Raw genomic sequence first — 19,610 nt, forward strand, 5'->3', positions numbered from 1 at the left:
GAGGCCGGATTCAGCAGCCTATATGATCCGGCCGACGAAAGCCCCCGACGAGCCGGCGTCTGAGGCGAGGAGGGATAGCGAGAAGAGCACGCCGAAGCTCCCCGTCTGCGGACTACACTCCTATCTCCATATTCGCAACCGCGTTGAGCGAGAAATCGCTGCGGATGCCGGCGGAGAGCTTGCGCTCGCCCACGAAGGCGATCATCGCCGCGTTGTCGGTGCAGAGTTCGTGCGGCGGGATGAAGTGGGATATCCCCTCTCCGTCGCAGCGCGCGGCGAAGAGCTCGCGCAACCTTCTGTTCGCCGCCACGCCGCCCGAGAGCACCGCCGCCTTCGCGCCCGAGCGGCGCGCCCCCTCGATCGTGCGTTCGACGAGGATGGATGCCACCGACTCCTGGAACGATGCGGCCATGTCGGCCACGAACCGTTCGGAGGCCCGGCCGTCGGCCGCCTCCTTCCTGTGCCTCAAGAGGCAGGCGGTCTTGATGCCGGAGAAGGAGAAATCCATCGAATCGTCGTCCGCGAACTTCGGCCTCGTGAATCGGATGGCCGCTGGGTCGCCGCTCTCCGCCGCGCGCTCGATCGCCGGCCCTCCCGGGTAGCCCAGCCCCAGGAGCTTGGCCACCTTGTCGAACGCCTCGCCGGCCGCGTCGTCGCGCGTGGCGCCGAGCAGCCCGACCTGGAAGCCCTCGCGCACCAGGTAGAGGCTCGTGTGTCCGCCCGAAACTACGAGGCCGACGTGAGGCGTCGGTATGGGCCCGTATTCGAGGGCCGCGGCGGACAGGTGTCCCTCGAGGTGGTTCACCCCGACGAACGGCAGCCCCCGCGAGTAGGCGATCGACTTCGCAGCCATGAGGCCCACGAGGAGGGATCCGACGAGCCCCGGGGCGAAGGTGGCGGCGATGCCGTCGATGTCGTCGAGCGAGAGGTCGGCCCCGTCGAGTGCACCGCGGATCAGCGGCACGATGTTCTCCATGTGGCGCCTCGACGCGAGCTCCGGCACGACGCCACCGTAGCGCTCGTGCACGTCGTGCTGCGTGGCCACGAGGCTCGAGAGCGTCCGGCCGCCGCTCACCACCGCTGCGGCGGTCTCGTCGCACGAGCTTTCTATGCCGAGTATCCTCATCTGATCAGAAATCGCCCGGGGGTTTTCTGTAGCTCTTCTGCTTCTCCGGGGCGAGGTCGGAGGGGGGAGCGCTGTTCCTGCGCATCTTCTGCTCCAGGGTCTGCTCCGGATAGGAGCCGAGCGAGGCGCCCGCAGGGGCCGCCTGTGCTTCTGTCTTGCGCCTCTGCATCCTGTCGATGCGCTCCCTGGCCTGCGCGGCGGCGGCGCTCTTCGGGTACGACGCCAGCACCTTGTCGTAGAACGCCCTCGACTCGTCGTACATGTTCAGGGCGTAGAACGAGTTGCCCTGCTTGAGTATCGCCTCAGGCACCTTGTCGCTTCGGCTGTATTTCTCCACGAAGGCCTGGAACTCCTTGATGGCCCTGCGGTGATCGCCGGCCGAGTAGTAGCAGTCCGCTATCCAGAACATTGCGCTCGGCACGAAGCTGCTCTTCGGGTACTTCTGCATGAACGAGCTGAAGGTGGATGCGGCCTCGAGGTAGTTGGCGGTCGAGACGAGGTCCAGCCCCTTCTGGTACATCTCCCCCTCGCCGGCAACCTCCGGCGCCAGCTTGGAGAGGGCCTTGGAGAGCTGGGTGGAGAAGAGGGCCAGCCTGTCCTCGATGGCCTGCAGCCTGTTCTCGAGGGACTGCATCTGCCTTGACAGCTCGTCGGAGCGGGAGTTGATGAAATATTTGTTCGCATCGACATCGCCCTTGAGGCTTGCGAAGTCGTCCTGCATGGCGTTGAGCCTGGCCACGGAGGAGGCGACCTCCTGGTCGTTGGCCAGCCTCGTGTTCTGCATGGTGATGACCTTGTGCTCGAGCGCTGTGACCCTGTCCTCGACCTTGGCCGCGGCAGCGGACGACGAGGCCAGCGAAACCGCCGCGACGAGGAGTGCGATGAGTGCGTTTTTCATATGTATATCCTCAAAAACACAGCGCGCCTCCCGCGAGAAGCGCGCTGTGCCCATTGCATGTTTTTTTCGCCTTGTCGACGCTTACTTCGCGGTGAAGTCGTCGCGGCGGTTCTGCCACCAGCAGCTCTCGTTGCTCTGGGTGCAGATCGGGCGCTCCTCGCCGTAGCTCACGGTCGAGAGCCTGCTCTCGGAGACCCCGAGGTTCGTCAGGTACCTCTTCGCCGACTTCGCGCGGCGGTCGCCGAGGGCGATGTTGTACTCGTTGGAGCCGCGCTCGTCGCAGTTGCCCTCGATCGTGACGTTGGTCTTGGCATGGTCGCGCATCCACTGGGCGTTGTCCCTGAGGACCGGCTCGTACTCAGGCTTGATGTTCGACTTGTCGAAGTCGAAGTGGATCCTCTGCAGCCCGCCCTTCTTTGCGACCGGCTTCTTCTGGTTCTGGGCGCAGCCGGCGATCAGAGCGGTGCAGACCAGAGCGACCACCAAAAATGCAAATCTCTTCATATCTCCCCCTCCTTAAAAAGGTTAAATTCGTGATTTTGTTGTAAAATGAACACGTCAGCTTTTTCGAAAGTTAGGGGAAGCCCCCCCAAAAGTCAAGGGGCCATTATTTTTTTATATAATTGACCCATGCGCCGGGACCGCCCTCGTCTTCCGCCGGGTCGGGCCTCCTCCGCCGGCCTTGTCAGCGCGGGTCCTCTGGGTTATACGGCATCTATGAAGAGGCCACCTGCGGTGCTGATAGCCGATCGATCCAGGCTCGCCGCCAATCTCTACAGGCTCCTGCTGGCCCCGACGGGGCTCTCCCTCATGATAAGGCAGCGCGCCGGAGAGGCGCTGCTCGAGGTGAGGCGCGGCGCCAGGGTCGATCTCATGCTGCTGAACTCCAACTCGATAGGCAACGATGCGCAGGCGCTCGTTGAGGCCCTGGAATCGAGGCCCGACCTCAGGCGCATCCGCAAGATACTCATCGCGGGTCCGTCCCGGGCCGACCGTAGGGTCGTTGAGGCGCTCTCGGGCATCACCGGCCTCGCGGTCGTGGAGAGGCCTTTCCATCCGGAAGATCTCATGAGAGAGGTCCAATCCTGCCTTGGGAGGGGGAACCCATGACCGGACCCGCTCATGAGAAGAGGCTTCACCCCAGGAAGCGGTGCAGGACCAGGGTGGTCTTCGAGGACGAGTTCGGCGAGGGGCTGTTCTACGTCTACTCCAGGGACATAAGCCTGGGCGGGCTCTTCCTCGAGTCGGACATCCCGGTGAAGGTCGGCACCATGCTCTTTCTCTCCTTCGCCCTCCCGGGGAAGGTGAGGCTTATGGAGACCACCGGCGAGGTCGTGCGCGCCTCGGCGGGCGGGGCCGCTGGCGTCGGGATAAGGTTCGTGGGCCTGCCGGAAAAATCGCGCTTGGCTATCCAGAAATTTCTGGGCTAATTTTCCTCGATCTCGAGGTCGCCGGCGTCCTGCCAGGGGTAGAAGTCGCCCTTGACCGGCGTCCAGAACGGCCTGCCCGCGCTCCTCCATATGTCGATGGCGAGCCCGGTCTCGAACGGCTGCCCTGCCGCCACGATGATGAGCGCGTTGTTCTCGCGGATACCCCCGGGCCACGCCTCTCCCCAGCGCATCTCGAAGTGCCGCCACGGGCGCTTTCGCAGCTCCCTGCGGATGTCGTTCACATAGTGATAGCAGTGCCCCTTCTTGCGCCTGCCCTTGTTGACCTCCCAGTTCCGAAACAGGGCGCTCACGGGGATCTGGTACTCCTGCGAGATGTCGTAGATCCGCTGCACCGCGGCCTTGGCGAACCCGTCCGCCTCTGCGCGGACGTCCGGGTCCTCCCTCCGCGGGTGCATGGCGAGCAGCTTCCCCTTGAGGTCGATGACGTAGCCCCAGAATTCGTAGGCTTCCTTTGTCTCGTGGAATCTGTCGGCCGCTGCGCTCTGTCTCGGCGTCAGCCTCTTCTTGTAGTCCTTGCGCCTTGAATCGGCGACCCCGAGCGGCAGATGCTGCCTGACGGAGGCCATGATGTCGTCGTATTCGCGGAAGGTCTCTTCCGCGGGGGCGTTCGATTGCGCGTCGCTCATCCGGTAGGGGGGGAGCAGATATGCGTCCGCCGCCCCGGTTGTCGTGAGCATCAGCGCCAGGGAGGCTATGGCAGCGGCTGCGAACCTCATCTGTGCCTTCGGTCGCGCTCCGCGAGCTTGCGTTCGATCGCGGCAATGCGCCTGTTGAGGGAATCGAGCTCCTCGCGGACCTGAGGGAGCTCGCTTATGCGGCTGACCGCAGGTATCACCTTGTCGTCCACGAACTCGCGCACCTTGCCGAACTCCTTGGCGCCGCTGGTGACCAGCTCGCGGAGCGCCTCGCCCCCGCCCTGGATGATCTGGCGGAACGTCCCGAGCGGCAGCACGTTGGTCTTCCTCTTCTGCTCCTCGAAGATGATCTGGGCGAGCGTTACCGCGGTGAGGTCCTCCTTCGTGGTGTTGTCGATGATCTGGACCTCGTCGCCCTGCTTTATCATCTCGCTTATGTCCTCGAGGGTCACGTAGCAGGAGTCGGAGGTGTCGTAGAGCTTGCGGTTCTGGTATCTCTTTATGATCTTCGGGTGCCTCTGGGACATGGGCGCCTCCTTTTCGCGGCCTTCTCCCTCTTCTCCTGCTCCTGCTGCTCCTTCATCTCGCGGCCGACCGCGTCGAAGAACTGGCCTGCCACGGTCTTAGCGGCGCCCGGGACTCGCGTCGCGCTGGCGAGCCCCCTAGAGAGCTCATCGGCCACGTCCATCGCCTTGGCGAAGAAGATCATGAGCTGGGAGCGCGACGGCTGGGATGCTGAGCCCTTCGCGTAGTCCCTGCAGAACGCGAGCGCCCCCCGGGCCGCCAGCAGAAGCTCGCGCCCGGCGGCGAGGACATGCGCCTTGGTCTCGTCCGCGTCGGGCCGGCGCCTGCGGGGGCCGTGGACAACGCCGCCTTGTGCCTTCCTTTTCATCGCGACCTCTTCTTGAAGATGCGTCCCTGTTCCCTGCCCACGACGACGCACGCCAGGATGAAGAGCGTGAGGATGAGCTCCCCTGCGCCGAACCCGGCCATGAATTCGCTGATCGATGGCATGCCCGTCTCCTATCAGCCTGCGTCATGCCTGTCCAGCCTAATCATCGTCATAGCTATATATATCAGGTAGTTATAAACTTGCCGCGATCTTTGGTGCGTCAATAGAGCAGAGGCTGAGAAGCTGAGAGGCTTTAGGTGGGCACCTCTAAAAACTCACTTTTGGGGTGGTGCCGGACGGGGGACCCCCATTTTGCGCCAGCAGGCTTTTCGGTGATACGACTGTAATACATAGCTTAATAAGCCGATGCCGAAAATGGGGGTGGCCGGCGACAGGACCCGAAAAGTGAGTTTTTAGAGGTGCCCAGGTGTTATCTGAGCATCTTAGCTTCTTGGCTTCTTGAGAAGTAGTTCACCGGTGTGGGGTCCCGGTCCCTGAAATGGAAATAGATCAGTATCACATTCACGTGCGCGACCACCGCCAGGACGATGAGGAGCAGGACGAGGGGGGCGACGGACGGGGCCGTGGAGAGCCAAAGCCCCAGGATCGACATGGCGTAGCCGGTCGGCACCATCGCCTTCTTGAACTGCAGCTCTATGCCTGAGTATCTCGGAGCGTCCCTGTACCAGCGAATCGAGGCGCAGAGCCTGATGAATGCGTAGAGGAAAAGACAGATGGCCGGGAGGATGGCGCCTGCGACGCCGATCCCGCGCATGAAGAGCCTCACGGCGCCCGCGGCAAACAGCGCGACCCCTGCCGCCTCCGCCGCCATCACCGCCTTGCTGAACCTGTTGAAGAAGAACCTTATCATCTTGCCAGCCTCTCCATCCTCTCGTGCGCGCCGCGCGCCCATGCCAGCGCCCTCTCCACGATCGCGATGTGGTCCGCCGCATAGGGGCTTTTTCTATCGCCCCTCTTCATGTCGCTGAGCAGCGCTGTGAGCCTCTCGACGAGCTGCATTCTTTTTGCGGCCTCCTGCCTTGCCAGGGGTTTGAGATCCCCGCTGACGCCTGCGCGTCCGCGTTCCTCCATGAGCTGCTCCGCTGCCGCCAGCCTCTCTATCCTGGCATCCTCTTTCTCATGCGGCCTGAACGGGTCCGTGCCGTCGTAATTCTTTTCAGGTACGTCGAGACCGAACCACTCAAGCGTGAGGGGATAGAGGTCAACGGGCCTCGCCGTGTGGAATCTCCCCTTCGGCACGGTAGGCCCCGATATCATGAAAGGCGTGCGCATGTCTTCTTCCATGAGCCCGCCGTGGTTGCCCTCCTTGACCTTTCTGAATCCGTATCTGCCCTTGGTAGTGATGAATATGTCGCCGGCGCGGCCGTCGCGGAAGATCTGCGAGAGGCCGATCACCGCGTCGGGGTACCGCTCCCCGCTCGAGGCGTGCTTCCAGGCCTCCGCCGAGTGGGGCCTGCCGTCGGCGAGCCGCTTCGTGGCCGGGGAGGTCGAGTAGCCGAGAGGATCGCCCCCGCGCGGCCTGTAGCTGCAGTAGTCCTCGCCTGCGATGGTGAAGCAGGAGAGTTCCGCAGAGGCGCCTTCGCTGTCGAAGATGCGCGCCTTCCGCTCGCCGGCCCTCACCGCCACTAACTCGGTCGCGTCGAGCCCCTGCAGGACCTTTATCAGATCTATCTCGGAGCCATCCCGGCCCTTCATGTGCCTCGGGATTTCGGGGTCTGTGATCGGCTCGAATCCCCTGTCGTGCCTTACATAGATGTGCGAGGAGGCGACGCCGCGGCTGGCCGCATAGATCCCGTATCTCCCCCTGCGCGACTCAGGGGTCTTCATCGTGAAGCCCGCGCGCGCCAGCGCGCCGTTGAGGTCGAAGAGCTCGCCCGACTCGTGCATGCCGTGGTCCGCCGAGACCACGATGTAGGTCCTCTCCGCTATCCCGCGTCTCTCGATGAGCCTCAGGAAGTCCCTGAGGAACACGTCGAACTGCCTGAGCACCTGTTGCACCTCTTCGCTGTGGGGGCCGTGCCTGTGGCCCATGATGTCCGACGAGTAGAGGCCGACCATCGTGTAGCGGGGGATCTTTTTCAGAGGTCTTCGGAAGATCTTCATCACCCGCTTCATGGCGAGAAAGTCCACGTTCTCCACGTCGTCCGAGACGTAGGTGGACCACAGCGCGCGCACCGGCGCCCTCTTCGGGTGGCGCCCGGTCGCCCCGCGCGAGAACGAGGAGTAGATCACCTCGGTGGGATGGCCGGCCAGAAGCTCGAAGATCGTGGTCTGCGGCTGGAGCTCGGCGACCTCTGGGTTCGTGAGCGCCCTCAGGTTTATGAGGTCGCTGTTTATCCGGTCGAACCCGGAAACGGTCAAATAGCCGATCACATCTTCCGTCTGCCGGTCCATGCGCTCCAGGTGCGGGATGCCCGCGTGTCCCGGGAGGAGACCGGTGACATATGACTGATAGACCGTGGTCGAGGTGGTGGGAAACAATGACAGCCCGTGCGTGAACACCGCTCCGCCGTCGTAAAATGTCTTTTTCACGGTGGGGAGCCTGCCCTCGTTCACGGCCCGCTCGAAAGCTTTGAGGTTGGTACCGTCCACGACGAAGTGTATCGCGTAGACATCGTTGATCCCGGCGCGGCCCGCCGCCGATGCGGGGGTCGCTGCCGCCGTGAGGGCGAGGGCCAGCGCGATTGCAGCTGTGGACAGAGACCTCTTCATGGGAGGTGCAGCACTAGCATCGGGGTGGTCGGCAGTCAATCAGCCCCGCATGGCGGCCCGGGCCGATCTTTCCCTCGATTCCTCCAGGAACCGAACTGCCTCGGGGCCCGAGTTGGCGAGCCTGTGCTCGATCGCGGCCTGGAGGGCGGAGTCGGTGCGCATCGCGACCCCCGGTTCCCGGGAGAGCGTCGCCTTGAGAGCGCGGAACCTGCGCTTGATCTCCGCCTCGCCTGCGAACGGCCTGCCGGCGAACGGGGTGTCCGGTTTGGGCACGAACGGGGTGACGGTGAGATCGACCGCGGTAGCCCTGCTCGAGCGGGGGGCGGCGGCGCGCATCAGATCGCGAATCCTGAGAGCAATCGACGCGATGGCCGCCACGTCCGCGTCGGTTTCGCCGGGGAGCCCTGTCATGAAATAGAGCCTCAGCCTCGTGATCCCGCACACCGCCAGCGCCTCGACAGACTCGAGTATGCGGCGGTCGGAGAGCCCCTTGCCGAGCGTGCGGCGCAGCGCTTCGCTCCCCGCCTCGATGCCGAGCGCGAGCGAGCGGTGGCCCGCCCTGCGGAGCAGCTCTGCCTTGCGCGCGTCCATCGCGTCGACGCGCACCGAAGACGGAGAGAACGACCCCCCGCGATCGAGGATCCCCTCCGCGATCTCCTCGAAATCGGGGTGGGAGAGGATGTCGGCCCCGATCAGCCCGAACTTCCTGCGGTGTGCGAGCCCCTCATCCACCATGCGGAGCACCGCGGATGCGCTCCGCCGCCTGGGCTCCCCGTAGATCGCGGGCGTAGCGCAGAAGCGGCATCTGTGCCGGCAGCCGCGCTCCACTTCGATGAGATGCATGTCGCCGAACTCCGCCTCCCTCGAGTAGATCGCGGTCTGGGTCTTGAAAGAATCGAGGTCCCCTGCGCGCATCCTCTCCGCAGGGGCGCCTGGGGCCCCCACGATCACCCCGGGCACCTTGCCCAGCTCGACGAGCGCCTCGCGCCCCGGCAGCCCCTCCTCCAGTATCGGCGCCACCCTGTCCGCGAACGCCTCGAACTCGCCCGGGAGTATCGCGTCGGCGACCAGGGCCAGCGGCAGGGGGTTGAGGGTGGGGGCCGCGCCCCCTGCGATCACGAGCGGCTGATCCGGCCTGCGGTCCGCGGCGCGCAGGGGTATCTTCGAGAGGCCGAAGATCTCCGGCAGGTTCAGGTAATCGTTTTCAAACGAGAGGCTCAGCGCCACGACGTCGAACTCCGCCAGCGGCCTCTGCGACTCGACGGAGAGCACGGGGGTGCGCGAGAGGATGTGCTCCCGGAGCTCGGAGGGATGCGGCATGAAGGCCCGCTCGCACACGACGGCGGACCTCGCGTTGAGGATCGAGTAGATGGAGTGGACCGCGAGGTTCCCCATGCCCACGCGGTAGGTGTTGGGAAATACGAGCGCGATGGATGCCTTGCCGCCCCAATCCTTTTTCAGGGCCCCCACCTCGCGCGAGGCGAGGCCCCGCATCTTTTCCTTTGCCCGCCATGCCATGAGGGCTTTGAAGCACATCAGAATCGGCCTTGCAATGCCGCAGGGGCCCTACTATGGGTTGCCTCCCATGGCGGTCATGGAATGGATCCACAGGCGCGAGGCGGTGAAGAGGGCCCAGGAGCTCCTCGCGGAGTGCTGCGAGCGGCTGTCCCTAGGCAGGAAGGTCCTGGGCAAGAGCGGCAAGGACTGGGTCGCGAGGAGGCGCTGGGGGGACGATCCGCAGGAGATGCGCCGGGCGGTCTACTACGCAGCGCTCGCGGCGTCGAACGGCACGGTCGAGGCGGGACATTTCCCGCCGCGCTGCGCCCGCGACCACGAGGCGTACGCCAAAGCCGCGTTCGAGCAGCTCTCGCTCGAGCACGTCGTGGGACACAAGGTCGCCCATTTCTTTGAGAGGCTCGGCGGCCACGACGTGAGCTCGGTCCACAGCGCGGTGATCGAGCAGGTCGAGAGGCCGCTCATCCAGCGCTGCCTCGCGTGGGCGGGCGGCAACCAGCTCAAGGCGGCCCGCGCCCTTGGGATCAACCGGAATACCCTGCGGAAGAAGATGAGGGACCTGGGCATAGGATGACGATGGCGGTCACGAATTGCAGGATCAAAGGGCTCTACGCGATCGCGGACAGCTCCTCACGTCCGGCCGCATCGCTGCCCGCGCTGGCGCGCTCGTTCCTCGAGGGCGGATGCGGGATTGTGCAGCTGAGGATGAAGGATGCCGGGACCCGGATGATGAAGGCGGTTGCTGTAGAGATCATGAAACTGAAGGCTGAGTATGATTTCACGTTCATCGTGAACGACCATGTGGACCTCGCGCTGGAGATCGGCGCCGACGGCGTGCACGTGGGGGAGAACGACGAGCCGGTGGAGTCGATAAAAAGACGCGCGCCCGATCTCACGGTCGGCTACTCCTCCCACTCGAAGGATGAGGCGATTGCGGCGGCAGCGGCAGGCGCCGACTACATGGCCTTCGGCGCGATCTACCCCACGGCGACAAAGGGCCCGGGCCACCCGGTGCAGGGCACGGGCCGGCTCAGGGAGCTCGTGCAGTCGGCCGGCGCGCCGGTGGTCGCCATAGGCGGGATCGGCCGCGCGAACGTCGACGACGTCCTCTCGACCGGCGTCGCCTCGGTCGCGATGATCGGCGCGCTCGCGAACGCGGCCGACGTGGCCGCTGAAACGAGATGGTTTGTCCGAAAGATTCGTGCGGCTCCTCCCGCCACAATTTGAGGACCCTTTTTCCGATGACGCTGTAAAAAGGGGCCTCAAATTCTGGCTCGCGTCGCCGAGAATGAGGCATACAACTTAGGGGGGCGAAGGGTGTCGGTTTTACAGAGAGTGCCACGACCCTCTCGGAAAGATTATGAGCGGTAAGCGCACAGTACTTGCAATAGGAGGCTCGGACCCATCTGGCGGCGCCGGCGTCCAGGCCGATCTGCGCACCCTGGCCGACATGGGGATCGACGCCATCTCCGCGATCACCGCCATCACCGCCCAGGACGAGGAGAGGGTGCTCTCCATCCACCCGACCCCCGCGGACGTGCTCACTCAGCAGCTGGCCACCGCGTGCGCCGGCCGCGATATCGCGGCGATCAAGATCGGGATGGTCGCGACCAAGTCGAACGTGCGCGCGATCGCCTGGTTCCTCAGGGGCGTGGATGCCGACAACATCGTGCTCGATCCGGTGCTCCACTCCTCGTCCGGCGCTTCGCTGCTCGACGCGGACGCGCTCCCGCTGTTCCGCCAGCAGCTCATGCCGCTGGCCACCGTGATAACGCCCAACATCCCGGAAGCATCGGCCCTCGCCGGGATGCAGGTGGCCGGCCTGGACACCATGCGCAGGGCTGCGGAGACGATCCACCGCGACGTGATGAAGATGCGCGACAGGATCGTCAAGCCGCTGGCCGTGATAGTGAAGGGTGGGCATCTCTCGGGGGACGCGGTTGACGTGCTGTTCGACGGGGAGAAGTACCACTCGTTCTCCGCCCAGCGCATAGAGGGGAAATCTCCGAGGGGCACCGGCTGCCGATTCGCCTCGGCGATCGCCTCGCACCTCGCCAGGGGCGAGAGCGTCTCCGCCGCGGTCAGCCGCGCAAAGGAGTATATGGCGTGGTACATCGAGAAGGCGGCCGGCTGATCACTCCTTCCTGCCGAACACGATTGTCCAGTATATCGGGTTATGATATCCGATATTGTCTTTAATATCCTGAGGCACATCGGTCCCGTAGAAGTAAGCCGCACCGATTTCCTTGAATTCCGGTGTCATGATGTTCTTGCAATGGGGCGGGCTCTTGAGCCAAGCCTCCACCGCGTTCTGGACCGAGGTCTGGCCCAGCGCGATGTTCTCGCCCACGTGCCTCCATCGGTATCCGGCCGCCGTGACCCGGTCCGATACTCTCCTCCCGTCTTTCCCCTTATGATCCCAGTAGACCTTGGTTGCCATATCGACGGAGTGCTCCAGCGCCGCCTTCGCCAGAGTTTCGTTCCAGGCTACGGCCGGAGCGGCCCGGAAGTATCCCTCGTCTCCGCATCGTCTCCCCTCGGAGCGGGCCTGGTTCAAGAGACTGAGCATCTCGTCGGCCTCCTCCTTCGACAATCCGGTTTTTGCGGAGTCGGGCGTGGGGGGCGGTTTGACAGCGGGGCGAGTCTCATTCAGAGGCGCCGGGATGTCCGATGAGGGGTCTATCTTCTTTATCGCGTCCCATGCGGCCTTTCGCTCCTTGTATTCGCCCTTCCCGTTGACGATCCGGGAGAGGGCCGGCAAGGAAGAGGCCGCCGCCTTTCCCATCTTTCCCAGCAGGAAGACAGCGGCCGCCCTGGCGTCGCGGTTCCCGCCGCTTGCCTTTGCGGCGAGGGATGGAACCGCGACCTGGGCTTTCTCCCCCATCTTGAGAAGCGCATCGACTGCGCCGAGCCTGACCGCAAAACCTGCATGTTCCAGAAGAGCCACGAGATCCTCGGCCTGGTCGGGATGAGGTGCCCCTATGTTGCGCAGCGCACTCTGGGCGCTGTTGACGAGCTGTTTATCGGGGTCTTCCAGGCGCCCGACAAGGGCAGGCACTGCAGGCGCGCTCACGGCCCCCATCTTTCCCAGGAGGAAAGCCGCGTTCCTTGCCTCCGACGCGCCCCGTGTGACGAATATGTCGACGAGCAGCGGGACCGCATCCTTCGCCTTGGGCCCCAGCGCGATGAGGGCCCCCGTCGCCTCGATTCTCGTGCCCAGATCAGGGTCCGAAAATATCATTCGGGCGATTTTGACTGCAGAGGCCGATTCTCCGACTCTGCCCAGCGCCTTGGCGGCCGCGATCCTCACCTTGGGCGAATCGTCGTCGAGCAGGCCGAGGAGCTTTTTCCGGGCTTTTTTGTCGCCGGTCATCGCCCTGCCCAGTTCTTCGGCAGCTTTCGCTCGCACCGACGGGTCGTGATGCGCAAGGCAGCGCAGCAGCTCCTTTTCAAGACGGCCCGATTTCATCAGGCTGAGCTCGCTGCGCGCGGAGAGCCTCACGCCCTGGTCCGAATGCGAGAGGGCAGAGAGGAGAGCGGGCACGCCGTGGTCGCCCAGCGGGTCCTGCGCCGCCGAGGGCTTTGGTTGAGCCGGGGCGGGGGTCGGGGGCTGGGCAGGGGTCGATTCGACCTCGCCAGCCTCTATCCTCTTGAGCGCCAGGATCGCCGCGGCCTTTACGTCAGGGTCCTTTCCCCTCTTCAGGGCGCCTAGCTTGCGAAGGGTCTCCTTGTCTTTTGCGAAGATCCTGCCCAGGGAATCGATGCATTCGAGCTTGGTCTCCTTGTAGCTTCGGTCTATCAGATCAAGCAGTATCTTGACCACCTGGCCGGCCTCGTCCCTGGCCTCGGCCCCCATCTCGCCCAGCTCCCTGATCGCGTCGATGTCCGAAAAAAAGGAGGCCATCTCAGCCACGTTTGCTCGACGGACGCGGAAGGCGCTCATCCCGTCGGGCCCGGCCAATGTCGCGCGAAAGTAATCGGCCAACCCCATGGCCTTGAGCCTGCCATTCTCCTCGGGCGTGACTATCGCTGAGAGGCCCTTGCCCAGCGCGCCCCTCAGCGCCGAGCACTGCCCCTTTGAGACGTACACGTCAGGGAGGACCCCCTTTTCAAGGTCCGCGCATTCCTCATCGCTTATGCCCTCGCCGGTCGCGTTTGCCTCCATGACCTTTCTGGCGAGCGCTATCTGGTAGTCGTTTGTCGCGACCTTGCCCGGACCGGCCATCGTCTCTCCTCTATTCCCTGCACGCACTGCCTGTAACACCTTATCGCCATTTGGCAATATAAGTTGCTATGATAAACGGCCAATTTCGCACAATACAACTAATTGATATTATTCAATATCATGAAAAGACGAAATAATTTATGCCGCATGTGTCAGAGCCCTGACGCGATTATCAAAAAGAAAGGGGCAAGGGCAATCCATTCCCTTATATCGCCCGAGCAGGCCTGTTTTCGCTGGCACGCATATTGCTTGATAATGGCCTTAGTGAAATCGGAAGGAGGGGGGATGAAGATAGAGAGCATAAGGAGGGAGGTCGGCGACACCGACACCACCGTGGTCATGCACAGGCATCTGGCCGGAGGTGAGCTCACCGTATCGGTGGGGCCGGAGGCTGTCGACATGACCCTGTCGGTCCCTGACGGAGGCTCGGAGGTGATCATCCACCGCGGGGCGGACGGCCTCGCGGAGGCCATGGTGAGCCGCCCGGACGGCGAGATGCGCTACTACAGGCTCGACGAGGCGCTCAATCCCCGGCCCTCGGAGTGCGGCTCCCGCGAGGACGCCGTCATGATCCGGAGCGCGGCCGCCGTGTTCGCAGGCGCGCTGGATTCCATGGAAGGCCTGGAAGGGTTCGAGAGATTCAATCCGTTTGAAGATGAGCCCGGCTGATAAGGGCGTCGAACTGCCCCACGACAGAGTCCTCGTCCGAATCCTCGGTGAGGTCGACCCCCACCGTGGTGCCCAGCGTTCCGTCCGCAGCGGTGGCGATCCCCTGGACCGTGAAGAAGCGGGTCCTCAGCGGGTCCATGGTGCCGAAGGCGCCGCCGTAGAGGCTGCGGTGGATGTCCTCGCTGGAGTCGATGAATTCAAGCGCGCGATCGTGCGGCGCGCCGGTCAGGCAGTTGGAGGGGATCAGGCCGGCCAGCGCGTCCACCGGGGAGACCTCCCGCGATAGCGTCCCTTCAAATACGGTGCGGTCCGGAGTCGATCCGGTCGCGGAGCGCATGTGCATCGGCGCCTCGCACAGGCGCCGGATCTGCCTCTCGATCTCCTCAATCACAAGGCGGCGCACCCTAGGGCTCGAATCGGCGTCCGGGCTCGAAGCCAGGGTCGATTTCAGCGCCCTCCCATCGATGGAGAGGAGCGAGTCCCACGATGAGACCATGTAGGACGATCCCTCGTGCGTGAAAAAGGCCCGCACGGCTTGGGCCTCGGGGCGGTCGAGGAAGATGCGCAGCGCCTCGTCCTCGGCAAGAGGGCGCTGCCCGTGGCGCACGATGTGCACGTGGTTCAACGCCTCGGAGCGGAGCCAGTGGCGGGCGTCGTTGAGTATCCTGCGGAGCGAGCGTTCGTCCGGGGAGAGCCTGAGCCCCATGTCCTCTGTCGGCCGGGGCGCGTGCGGCGCAGCCGAAGCGGTGCGCAACTCGAGCGCCTCGAGGAAGGCGTCGGCTTTCCCCTGCGCCTCGGACCGGCTCTCGCCGCCCAGCACGAGGCCGGCCGTCCCCTCGGAGTGATCGAAGATCATGGCTGCGGCATAGAGGCCGAGCCGGCACTGCGAATGCCTCGAGAAGCCCCGCGCGGGATCGAGGCCCCTGATCGCCCGCGCCCCCTCGAAACCTATGTAGCCGGCGATCCCGCCGCTGAACGGAAGATACGGGTCGCAGGGCATGGCGGCCGCGAGGCCGGCGAATCGCGAGAGGGCCTCGCGGGGGCTGTCTATCGTGGTGTGGCCGTCCACGGTGATGAACGCGCCCGCCATGGAGAACGTGTTCGACGGGAGGGCGGAGACTATTGAGAATCGACCCTGGGAAGGGTGGGATCTCCTCGCGTCGATGCAGAAGAACCCCGGCATGCCGGCGAGCGCGCTCGCCGCTCGCTCGAACGAGACGCCGTCCAGGGGCAGGACCATCGGCATCTGTACCATGATTCGAGTAGACCACACGGGGCGAAGGGTAGTCAATCGCAACTTGCGGGCAGACGGGCCGCTGCGGTCTATGGCTTTACAGCCCCCGGGGTTGGTGATAAGCCAGGGTCCTCTAAAAAAATCGGGGAGGCGGAAAATGACAGGCGATACGCACAATCCGTTCAAGATGGCGCAGCAGCAGCTGGACGAGGCGGCCAAGATCCTGGGCCTGGACGCGGGCACGCACGCGGCCCTCCGCGAGCCGATGAGGGAGATGCATGTCTCCCTGCCGGTGCGCATGGACAACGGCCAGGTGCGCGTATTCAAGGGCTTCCGGGTGCAGTACAACGACGCGCGCGGCCCCACGAAAGGGGGCATACGCTTCCACCCGGACGAGAACATAGACACGGTGCGCGCGCTCGCCGCATGGATGACGTGGAAGACCTCGGTGGTCGACGTGCCGCTGGGCGGCGGCAAGGGCGGGATAATCTGCAATCCAAAGGAGATGAGCGCCGGTGAGATCGAGAGGCTCTCGAGGCAGTACATAAGGCAGATCGGCCACATCATCGGCCTGGAGAAGGACTGCCCCGCGCCGGACGTCTACACCACGCCGCAGATCATGGCCTGGATGATGGACGAGTACTACTGGCAGAAGGGGTACAACTCGCCGGGCGTGATCACCGGGAAACCGATCCCGATCGGAGGCTCGAAGGGGCGCGCCGACGCGACCTCGCGCGGCGGCGTCTACATACTGCGCGATGCGGCCCGGGAGATGGGTTTCGATCCGGCGCAGGCCAGATATGCGATACAGGGGCTGGGCAACGTGGGCGGCAACGCGGCCAGGATCATAGACGAGGAGCTCAAGGGCAGGATCGTCGCCGTGGGCGAGATCGACGGCTCCATCCACAACCCGTCGGGGCTGGACATCCGCGCCCTGATGGAGCACTTCCAGAGCCACGGCGGGCTGAAGGGCTTCAAGGGCGGCGAGTGGTCGGCCGACTCCAAGGACTGCCTCTTCACCGCATGCGACGTGATCATCCCTGCCGCGATGGAGGGCCAGATCACGGCCGCCAACGCGGAGCGCGTTCAGGCGAAGCTCGTGCTCGAGCTGGCCAACGGCCCCACGACGCCGGAGGCGGACGTCATCCTGGACAAGAAGGGGGTGCAGGTCGTCCCGGACTTTCTGGCCAACGCCGGCGGCGTGACCGTCTCCTACTTCGAGATGGTGCAGAACGCCTACAACTTCTACTGGGAGCTGCCCGAGGTGCACCAGCGCCTGGACGAGAAGATGACCTCCGCATTCCGCGCCGTGAGCGAGATGCGCAAATCCCGCAAGGTCCGCTACCGCCTCGCCGCTTACCTCGTCGCCGTCAATCGCGTGGCAGAGGCGATGAAATTGAGGGGATGGGTATAGAGGCCGTGACTGGTGACTGGTGACTGGCGTGTTTGGAATCTATATCCACATACCGTTCTGCCTTCGCAAGTGCGACTACTGCGACTTCTATTCCGAGCCGATCGGCCGCGAGCCGCCTCCGCATGTTGATTACCTGAGGGCGGTGCTGGCGCAGCTCGATGCCGATGCGCCCCTCTTCGCGGGGCGACGGGTCGCAAGCGTCTATTTCGGCGGCGGCACCCCCTCGCTCATGCCGCCTGCGTTCTTCAAGTCGGTGCTGGCCGCAGTCGCGGGCCGCTTCGCTGTGGAGGACGGGGCGGAGATCAGCTGCGAGGTCAACCCGGCCACCGCGGATCTCGGCTGGTTCCGATGCGCCCGCTCCGCAGGCGTCACTCGAATTTCCATCGGAGTCCAGTCGTTCCAGGAGAGATTGCTCAAGGGGCTGGGGCGCGCGCACACCGCCGGGGATGCTATGAGGGCGATCGCCGAGGCGCAGGACTCGGGCTTCGGCTCGGTCGGCCTCGACCTCATGTACGGGATCCCGGGCGAGGGGGTCCCCGATCTTGAGGACGACCTGCGCGTCGCCATGACCTTTCAGCCGCAGCACGTCTCGGCATACGCGCTGACCATCGAGGAAGGCACGCCGCTCCAAAAGCGCTTGTCGGGACTCGGGACTCGGGACTCGGGACTCGGAATCCGGGTGGCTGCCTTGCCGAGTTCCGAATCCCGAATCCCGTATCCCGAGGCCTTGCCGTGCGACGACGAGCAGCTCAGGCAGATGCGAGTCGCGGCGCGCATGCTGGGTCGGGGCGGATGGCGGCGCTACGAGATATCCAACTTCGCACGCGAGGGCTTCGAATGCCGCCACAACCTCGATTGCTGGCGCTACGGGGAGTATCTCGGTCTCGGCGCCGGGGCCGCCTCCTTCTTTAAATCGGGATCCGGGATCCGGGATCCGGGATCCGAAAAAGATGAAGAGGGATTTCCCGGTTCCGGGTCCCGGGTTCCGGGTTACGGGTTTGCAAGACGGTGGATCCAGTCACGCGACGTGCGCGCGTACATGGCCGGCGGGGCGGAGACGGAGGCGGCCGAGGACGAGCCGATAGACAGGCGAACCGCGATGGCCGAGTACTGTTTTCTCGGGTTGAGAAAGGCGGAGGGGATATCGATCGCGGACTTCGAGGCTGCGTTCGGCGTCGAGTTCGAGAAGGCCTTCCCGTCCGCCGCTGCTCGCCTGGCGGAAGAGGGGCTGGCGGAGCGCCGCGGCGGACGCCTCCGGCTGACCGGGCGCGGCATCGAGCTCTCAAGCACCGTCTCCGAATCGTTTCTCCCGTGAGAGGGCGCTCCTTTCTGTTGCGTTTCACCGATCGAACGCTTAATATCTTTCGAATTGATCCCGAAGGGAGAGCCGCGGCCACGTGAGACTTCAATTCCTGGGCGCCACCCAGACGGTAACCGGTTCCAAGTTCTGCCTGACGGACGGCCACACGCACTGGCTCGTCGACTGCGGTCTCTATCAGGGCCTCAAGGAGCTGAGGCTCCGCAACTGGCAGCCGCTCGCCGTCGATCCCAAGAGAATCGACTCCATAGTCCTGACTCATGCGCACATAGACCACTCGGGGTACCTGCCGCTGATCGTGAAGAACGGGTTCTCGGGCCCGATCCTCGCGTCGGAGCCGACCGTGGAGCTGTGCAAGATACTGCTCCCCGACGCGGGCTACATACAGGAGGAAGACGCGAAATTCGCGGCAAAGCACGGCTTCTCGAAGCACCGCGACCCGCTGCCGCTGTACACCTACGACGACGCGGTCCGCTGCCTCGGCCAGCTCGAGGCGGTCCCGGACAGGGAGTGGTACGAGCTCTCCCCCGATGTGAGGATGATGCCGAGGCCCGCGGGCCACATACTCGGCTCGAGGGTGATAAACGTCTCGGTCAAAAAGGCCCATCACAAGTTCAACATCATGTTCGCCGGCGACATAGGCACCTACGACGCCCTGATCGCCGTGGACCCGGGCCCGGTCAAATCGGTCACCTACCTCGTGCTCGAGTCCACGTACGGCGATCGGCTCCACACCGAGGAGGACGTGCTCTCGCGCTTCGAGGGGATAATAAAGAGGACCGTGGAGCGGGAGGGGAAGGTCATAATACCCTCGTTCGCCGTCGGCCGCACGCAGGAGGTCCTCTACGTGCTCAAGAAGCTCGAGGAGCACGGCAGGCTGCCGGACATCCCGGTGTTCCTCAACAGCCCGCTCGCCATAGACGCCACTCAGATCTACATAAAGTACGCCAGCGAGCATAACTTCTTCGAGAACGGCTCCGAGCCGACCAGGGCGTTCAGCCCCACGAGGCTCATTCGCGTCCACGACCCCGAGGAGTCCAAGCAGCTCAATTCGCTCAGGGAACCGGCGATAATAATCTCGTCCTCCGGCATGATGACGGGCGGCCGCATCCTCCACCACCTCAAGGCCTACCTGCCCGACCACAACTCCACGCTGGTGATCACCGGGTTTCAGGCTGCGGGCACGCGCGGCAGGGCGATACTCGACGGCGCCAAGGCGGTCAAGATCCACGGCATGCCGGTCACGATCAATGCGGAGGTGGAGTTCATGGACTCGCTCTCCGCGCACGGCGACTACAACGACATCATGCGCTGGCTGCGCGGGTTCAAGCAGCCGCCCAAGACCACGTTCCTCGTCCACGGCGAGCCGAAGGCGGCCGAGGCCCTCAAGGCGCGCATCGCAAAGGAACTCGGATGGGCCGTCACCATCCCGAAGTACCTGCAGAAGTTCGACCTCTAACAAACCCTTGATGAATCCCGAAAGTTTTCGTACATCCTCCC

General features: G+C 64.4%; 20 protein-coding genes. 9 read left to right on the top strand and 11 right to left on the bottom strand.

Annotated features, from left to right (window positions below):
* Positions 1-112: 112 nt before the first annotated feature.
* The 3 genes from tsaD to pal all read right to left on the bottom strand — a co-directional run bounded on the left by tsaD (position 113) and on the right by pal (position 2,528).
* Entirely contained in the window at positions 113-1,126 is a 1,014-nt protein-coding gene (tsaD, locus tag JXA24_02485; protein ID MBN1282625.1) for a tRNA (adenosine(37)-N6)-threonylcarbamoyltransferase complex transferase subunit TsaD, read from the bottom strand.
* A 4-nt stretch (positions 1,127-1,130) separates the two neighbouring features.
* Positions 1,131-2,024 carry a tol-pal system protein YbgF gene (ybgF, locus tag JXA24_02490; GenBank protein MBN1282626.1) on the bottom strand — a complete coding sequence of 298 codons (894 nt, stop codon included), beginning with the start codon at positions 2,022-2,024 and terminating at the stop codon, positions 1,131-1,133.
* An 81-nt stretch (positions 2,025-2,105) separates the two neighbouring features.
* Entirely contained in the window at positions 2,106-2,528 is a 423-nt protein-coding gene (gene pal, locus JXA24_02495; protein ID MBN1282627.1) for a peptidoglycan-associated lipoprotein Pal, read from the bottom strand.
* A 213-nt stretch (positions 2,529-2,741) separates the two neighbouring features.
* Between pal and JXA24_02500 the strand changes: the two genes are divergently transcribed.
* Both JXA24_02500 and JXA24_02505 read left to right on the top strand, forming a co-directional pair.
* Positions 2,742-3,134, top strand: a complete 393-nt coding sequence (locus JXA24_02500; GenBank protein MBN1282628.1) for a hypothetical protein — start codon at positions 2,742-2,744, stop codon at positions 3,132-3,134.
* Complete coding sequence (locus tag JXA24_02505) at positions 3,131-3,454, top strand: PilZ domain-containing protein (GenBank protein ID MBN1282629.1); 324 nt, start codon at positions 3,131-3,133, stop codon at positions 3,452-3,454. Before JXA24_02500 ends, JXA24_02505 begins: the two co-directional genes overlap by 4 nt.
* On the opposite strand, the gene JXA24_02510 is transcribed toward JXA24_02505, so the two are convergent.
* The 6 genes from JXA24_02510 to JXA24_02535 form a co-directional block, all read right to left on the bottom strand.
* On the bottom strand, positions 3,451-4,191 hold the full coding sequence (locus JXA24_02510) for a hypothetical protein (GenBank protein MBN1282630.1): 741 nt from the start codon (positions 4,189-4,191) through the stop codon (positions 3,451-3,453). The two genes, JXA24_02505 and JXA24_02510, sit on opposite strands and share 4 nt — an antisense overlap.
* Positions 4,188-4,637, bottom strand: a complete 450-nt coding sequence (locus JXA24_02515) for a polyhydroxyalkanoate synthesis regulator DNA-binding domain-containing protein (GenBank protein ID MBN1282631.1) — start codon at positions 4,635-4,637, stop codon at positions 4,188-4,190. Before JXA24_02515 ends, JXA24_02510 begins: the two co-directional genes overlap by 4 nt.
* Positions 4,610-5,002: a hypothetical protein gene (locus tag JXA24_02520; GenBank protein ID MBN1282632.1), complete on the bottom strand. Its 393-nt coding sequence runs from the start codon at positions 5,000-5,002 to the stop codon at positions 4,610-4,612. Before JXA24_02520 ends, JXA24_02515 begins: the two co-directional genes overlap by 28 nt.
* A gap of 430 nt (positions 5,003-5,432) precedes the next feature.
* Positions 5,433-5,873, bottom strand: a complete 441-nt coding sequence (locus JXA24_02525; protein MBN1282633.1) for a hypothetical protein — start codon at positions 5,871-5,873, stop codon at positions 5,433-5,435.
* The gene (locus JXA24_02530) at positions 5,870-7,735 is read right to left on the bottom strand and encodes an alkaline phosphatase family protein (protein ID MBN1282634.1); all 1,866 of its coding nucleotides are present in this window, start codon (positions 7,733-7,735) and stop codon (positions 5,870-5,872) included. Before JXA24_02530 ends, JXA24_02525 begins: the two co-directional genes overlap by 4 nt.
* Positions 7,736-7,774: 39 nt before the next feature.
* Complete coding sequence (locus tag JXA24_02535) at positions 7,775-9,229, bottom strand: radical SAM protein (protein ID MBN1282635.1); 1,455 nt, start codon at positions 9,227-9,229, stop codon at positions 7,775-7,777.
* Here JXA24_02535 and JXA24_02540 point away from each other — a divergent pair.
* The 3 genes from JXA24_02540 (at position 9,165) to thiD (ending at position 11,384) form a co-directional block, all read left to right on the top strand.
* Positions 9,165-9,824: a hypothetical protein gene (locus JXA24_02540; GenBank protein ID MBN1282636.1), complete on the top strand. Its 660-nt coding sequence runs from the start codon at positions 9,165-9,167 to the stop codon at positions 9,822-9,824. The two genes, JXA24_02535 and JXA24_02540, sit on opposite strands and share 65 nt — an antisense overlap.
* Positions 9,821-10,477 carry a thiamine phosphate synthase gene (gene thiE / locus JXA24_02545; GenBank protein ID MBN1282637.1) on the top strand — a complete coding sequence of 219 codons (657 nt, stop codon included), beginning with the start codon at positions 9,821-9,823 and terminating at the stop codon, positions 10,475-10,477. The genes JXA24_02540 and thiE overlap by 4 nt, the downstream gene beginning before the upstream one ends.
* A gap of 133 nt (positions 10,478-10,610) precedes the next feature.
* On the top strand, positions 10,611-11,384 hold the full coding sequence (gene thiD / locus JXA24_02550) for a bifunctional hydroxymethylpyrimidine kinase/phosphomethylpyrimidine kinase (protein ID MBN1282638.1): 774 nt from the start codon (positions 10,611-10,613) through the stop codon (positions 11,382-11,384).
* Here the strand turns inward: thiD and JXA24_02555 are convergent, their stop codons facing one another.
* Positions 11,385-13,475: a HEAT repeat domain-containing protein gene (locus JXA24_02555; GenBank protein ID MBN1282639.1), complete on the bottom strand. Its 2,091-nt coding sequence runs from the start codon at positions 13,473-13,475 to the stop codon at positions 11,385-11,387.
* A gap of 285 nt (positions 13,476-13,760) precedes the next feature.
* On the opposite strand from JXA24_02555, the gene JXA24_02560 reads away from it, so the two are divergent.
* The gene (locus JXA24_02560; GenBank protein MBN1282640.1) at positions 13,761-14,144 is read left to right on the top strand and encodes a hypothetical protein; all 384 of its coding nucleotides are present in this window, start codon (positions 13,761-13,763) and stop codon (positions 14,142-14,144) included.
* On the opposite strand, the gene JXA24_02565 is transcribed toward JXA24_02560, so the two are convergent.
* Positions 14,116-15,390, bottom strand: a complete 1,275-nt coding sequence (locus JXA24_02565) for a chorismate-binding protein (GenBank protein ID MBN1282641.1) — start codon at positions 15,388-15,390, stop codon at positions 14,116-14,118. The genes JXA24_02560 and JXA24_02565 overlap by 29 nt on opposite strands.
* Positions 15,391-15,535: 145 nt before the next feature.
* On the opposite strand from JXA24_02565, the gene JXA24_02570 reads away from it, so the two are divergent.
* From JXA24_02570 to JXA24_02580, 3 genes are all read left to right on the top strand, one after another.
* Positions 15,536-16,792, top strand: coding sequence for a Glu/Leu/Phe/Val dehydrogenase (locus tag JXA24_02570; GenBank protein MBN1282642.1), 1,257 nt, complete (start codon positions 15,536-15,538; stop codon positions 16,790-16,792).
* 28 nt (positions 16,793-16,820) lie between these two features.
* Positions 16,821-18,107, top strand: coding sequence for a radical SAM family heme chaperone HemW (gene hemW / locus JXA24_02575; protein MBN1282643.1), 1,287 nt, complete (start codon positions 16,821-16,823; stop codon positions 18,105-18,107).
* An 82-nt stretch (positions 18,108-18,189) separates the two neighbouring features.
* On the top strand, positions 18,190-19,569 hold the full coding sequence (locus JXA24_02580; protein MBN1282644.1) for an MBL fold metallo-hydrolase: 1,380 nt from the start codon (positions 18,190-18,192) through the stop codon (positions 19,567-19,569).
* Positions 19,570-19,610 lie beyond the last annotated feature (41 nt).

This window comes from Pseudomonadota bacterium, assembly GCA_016927275.1.
Taxonomy (GTDB): domain Bacteria; phylum UBA10199; class UBA10199; order 2-02-FULL-44-16; family JAAZCA01; genus JAFGMW01.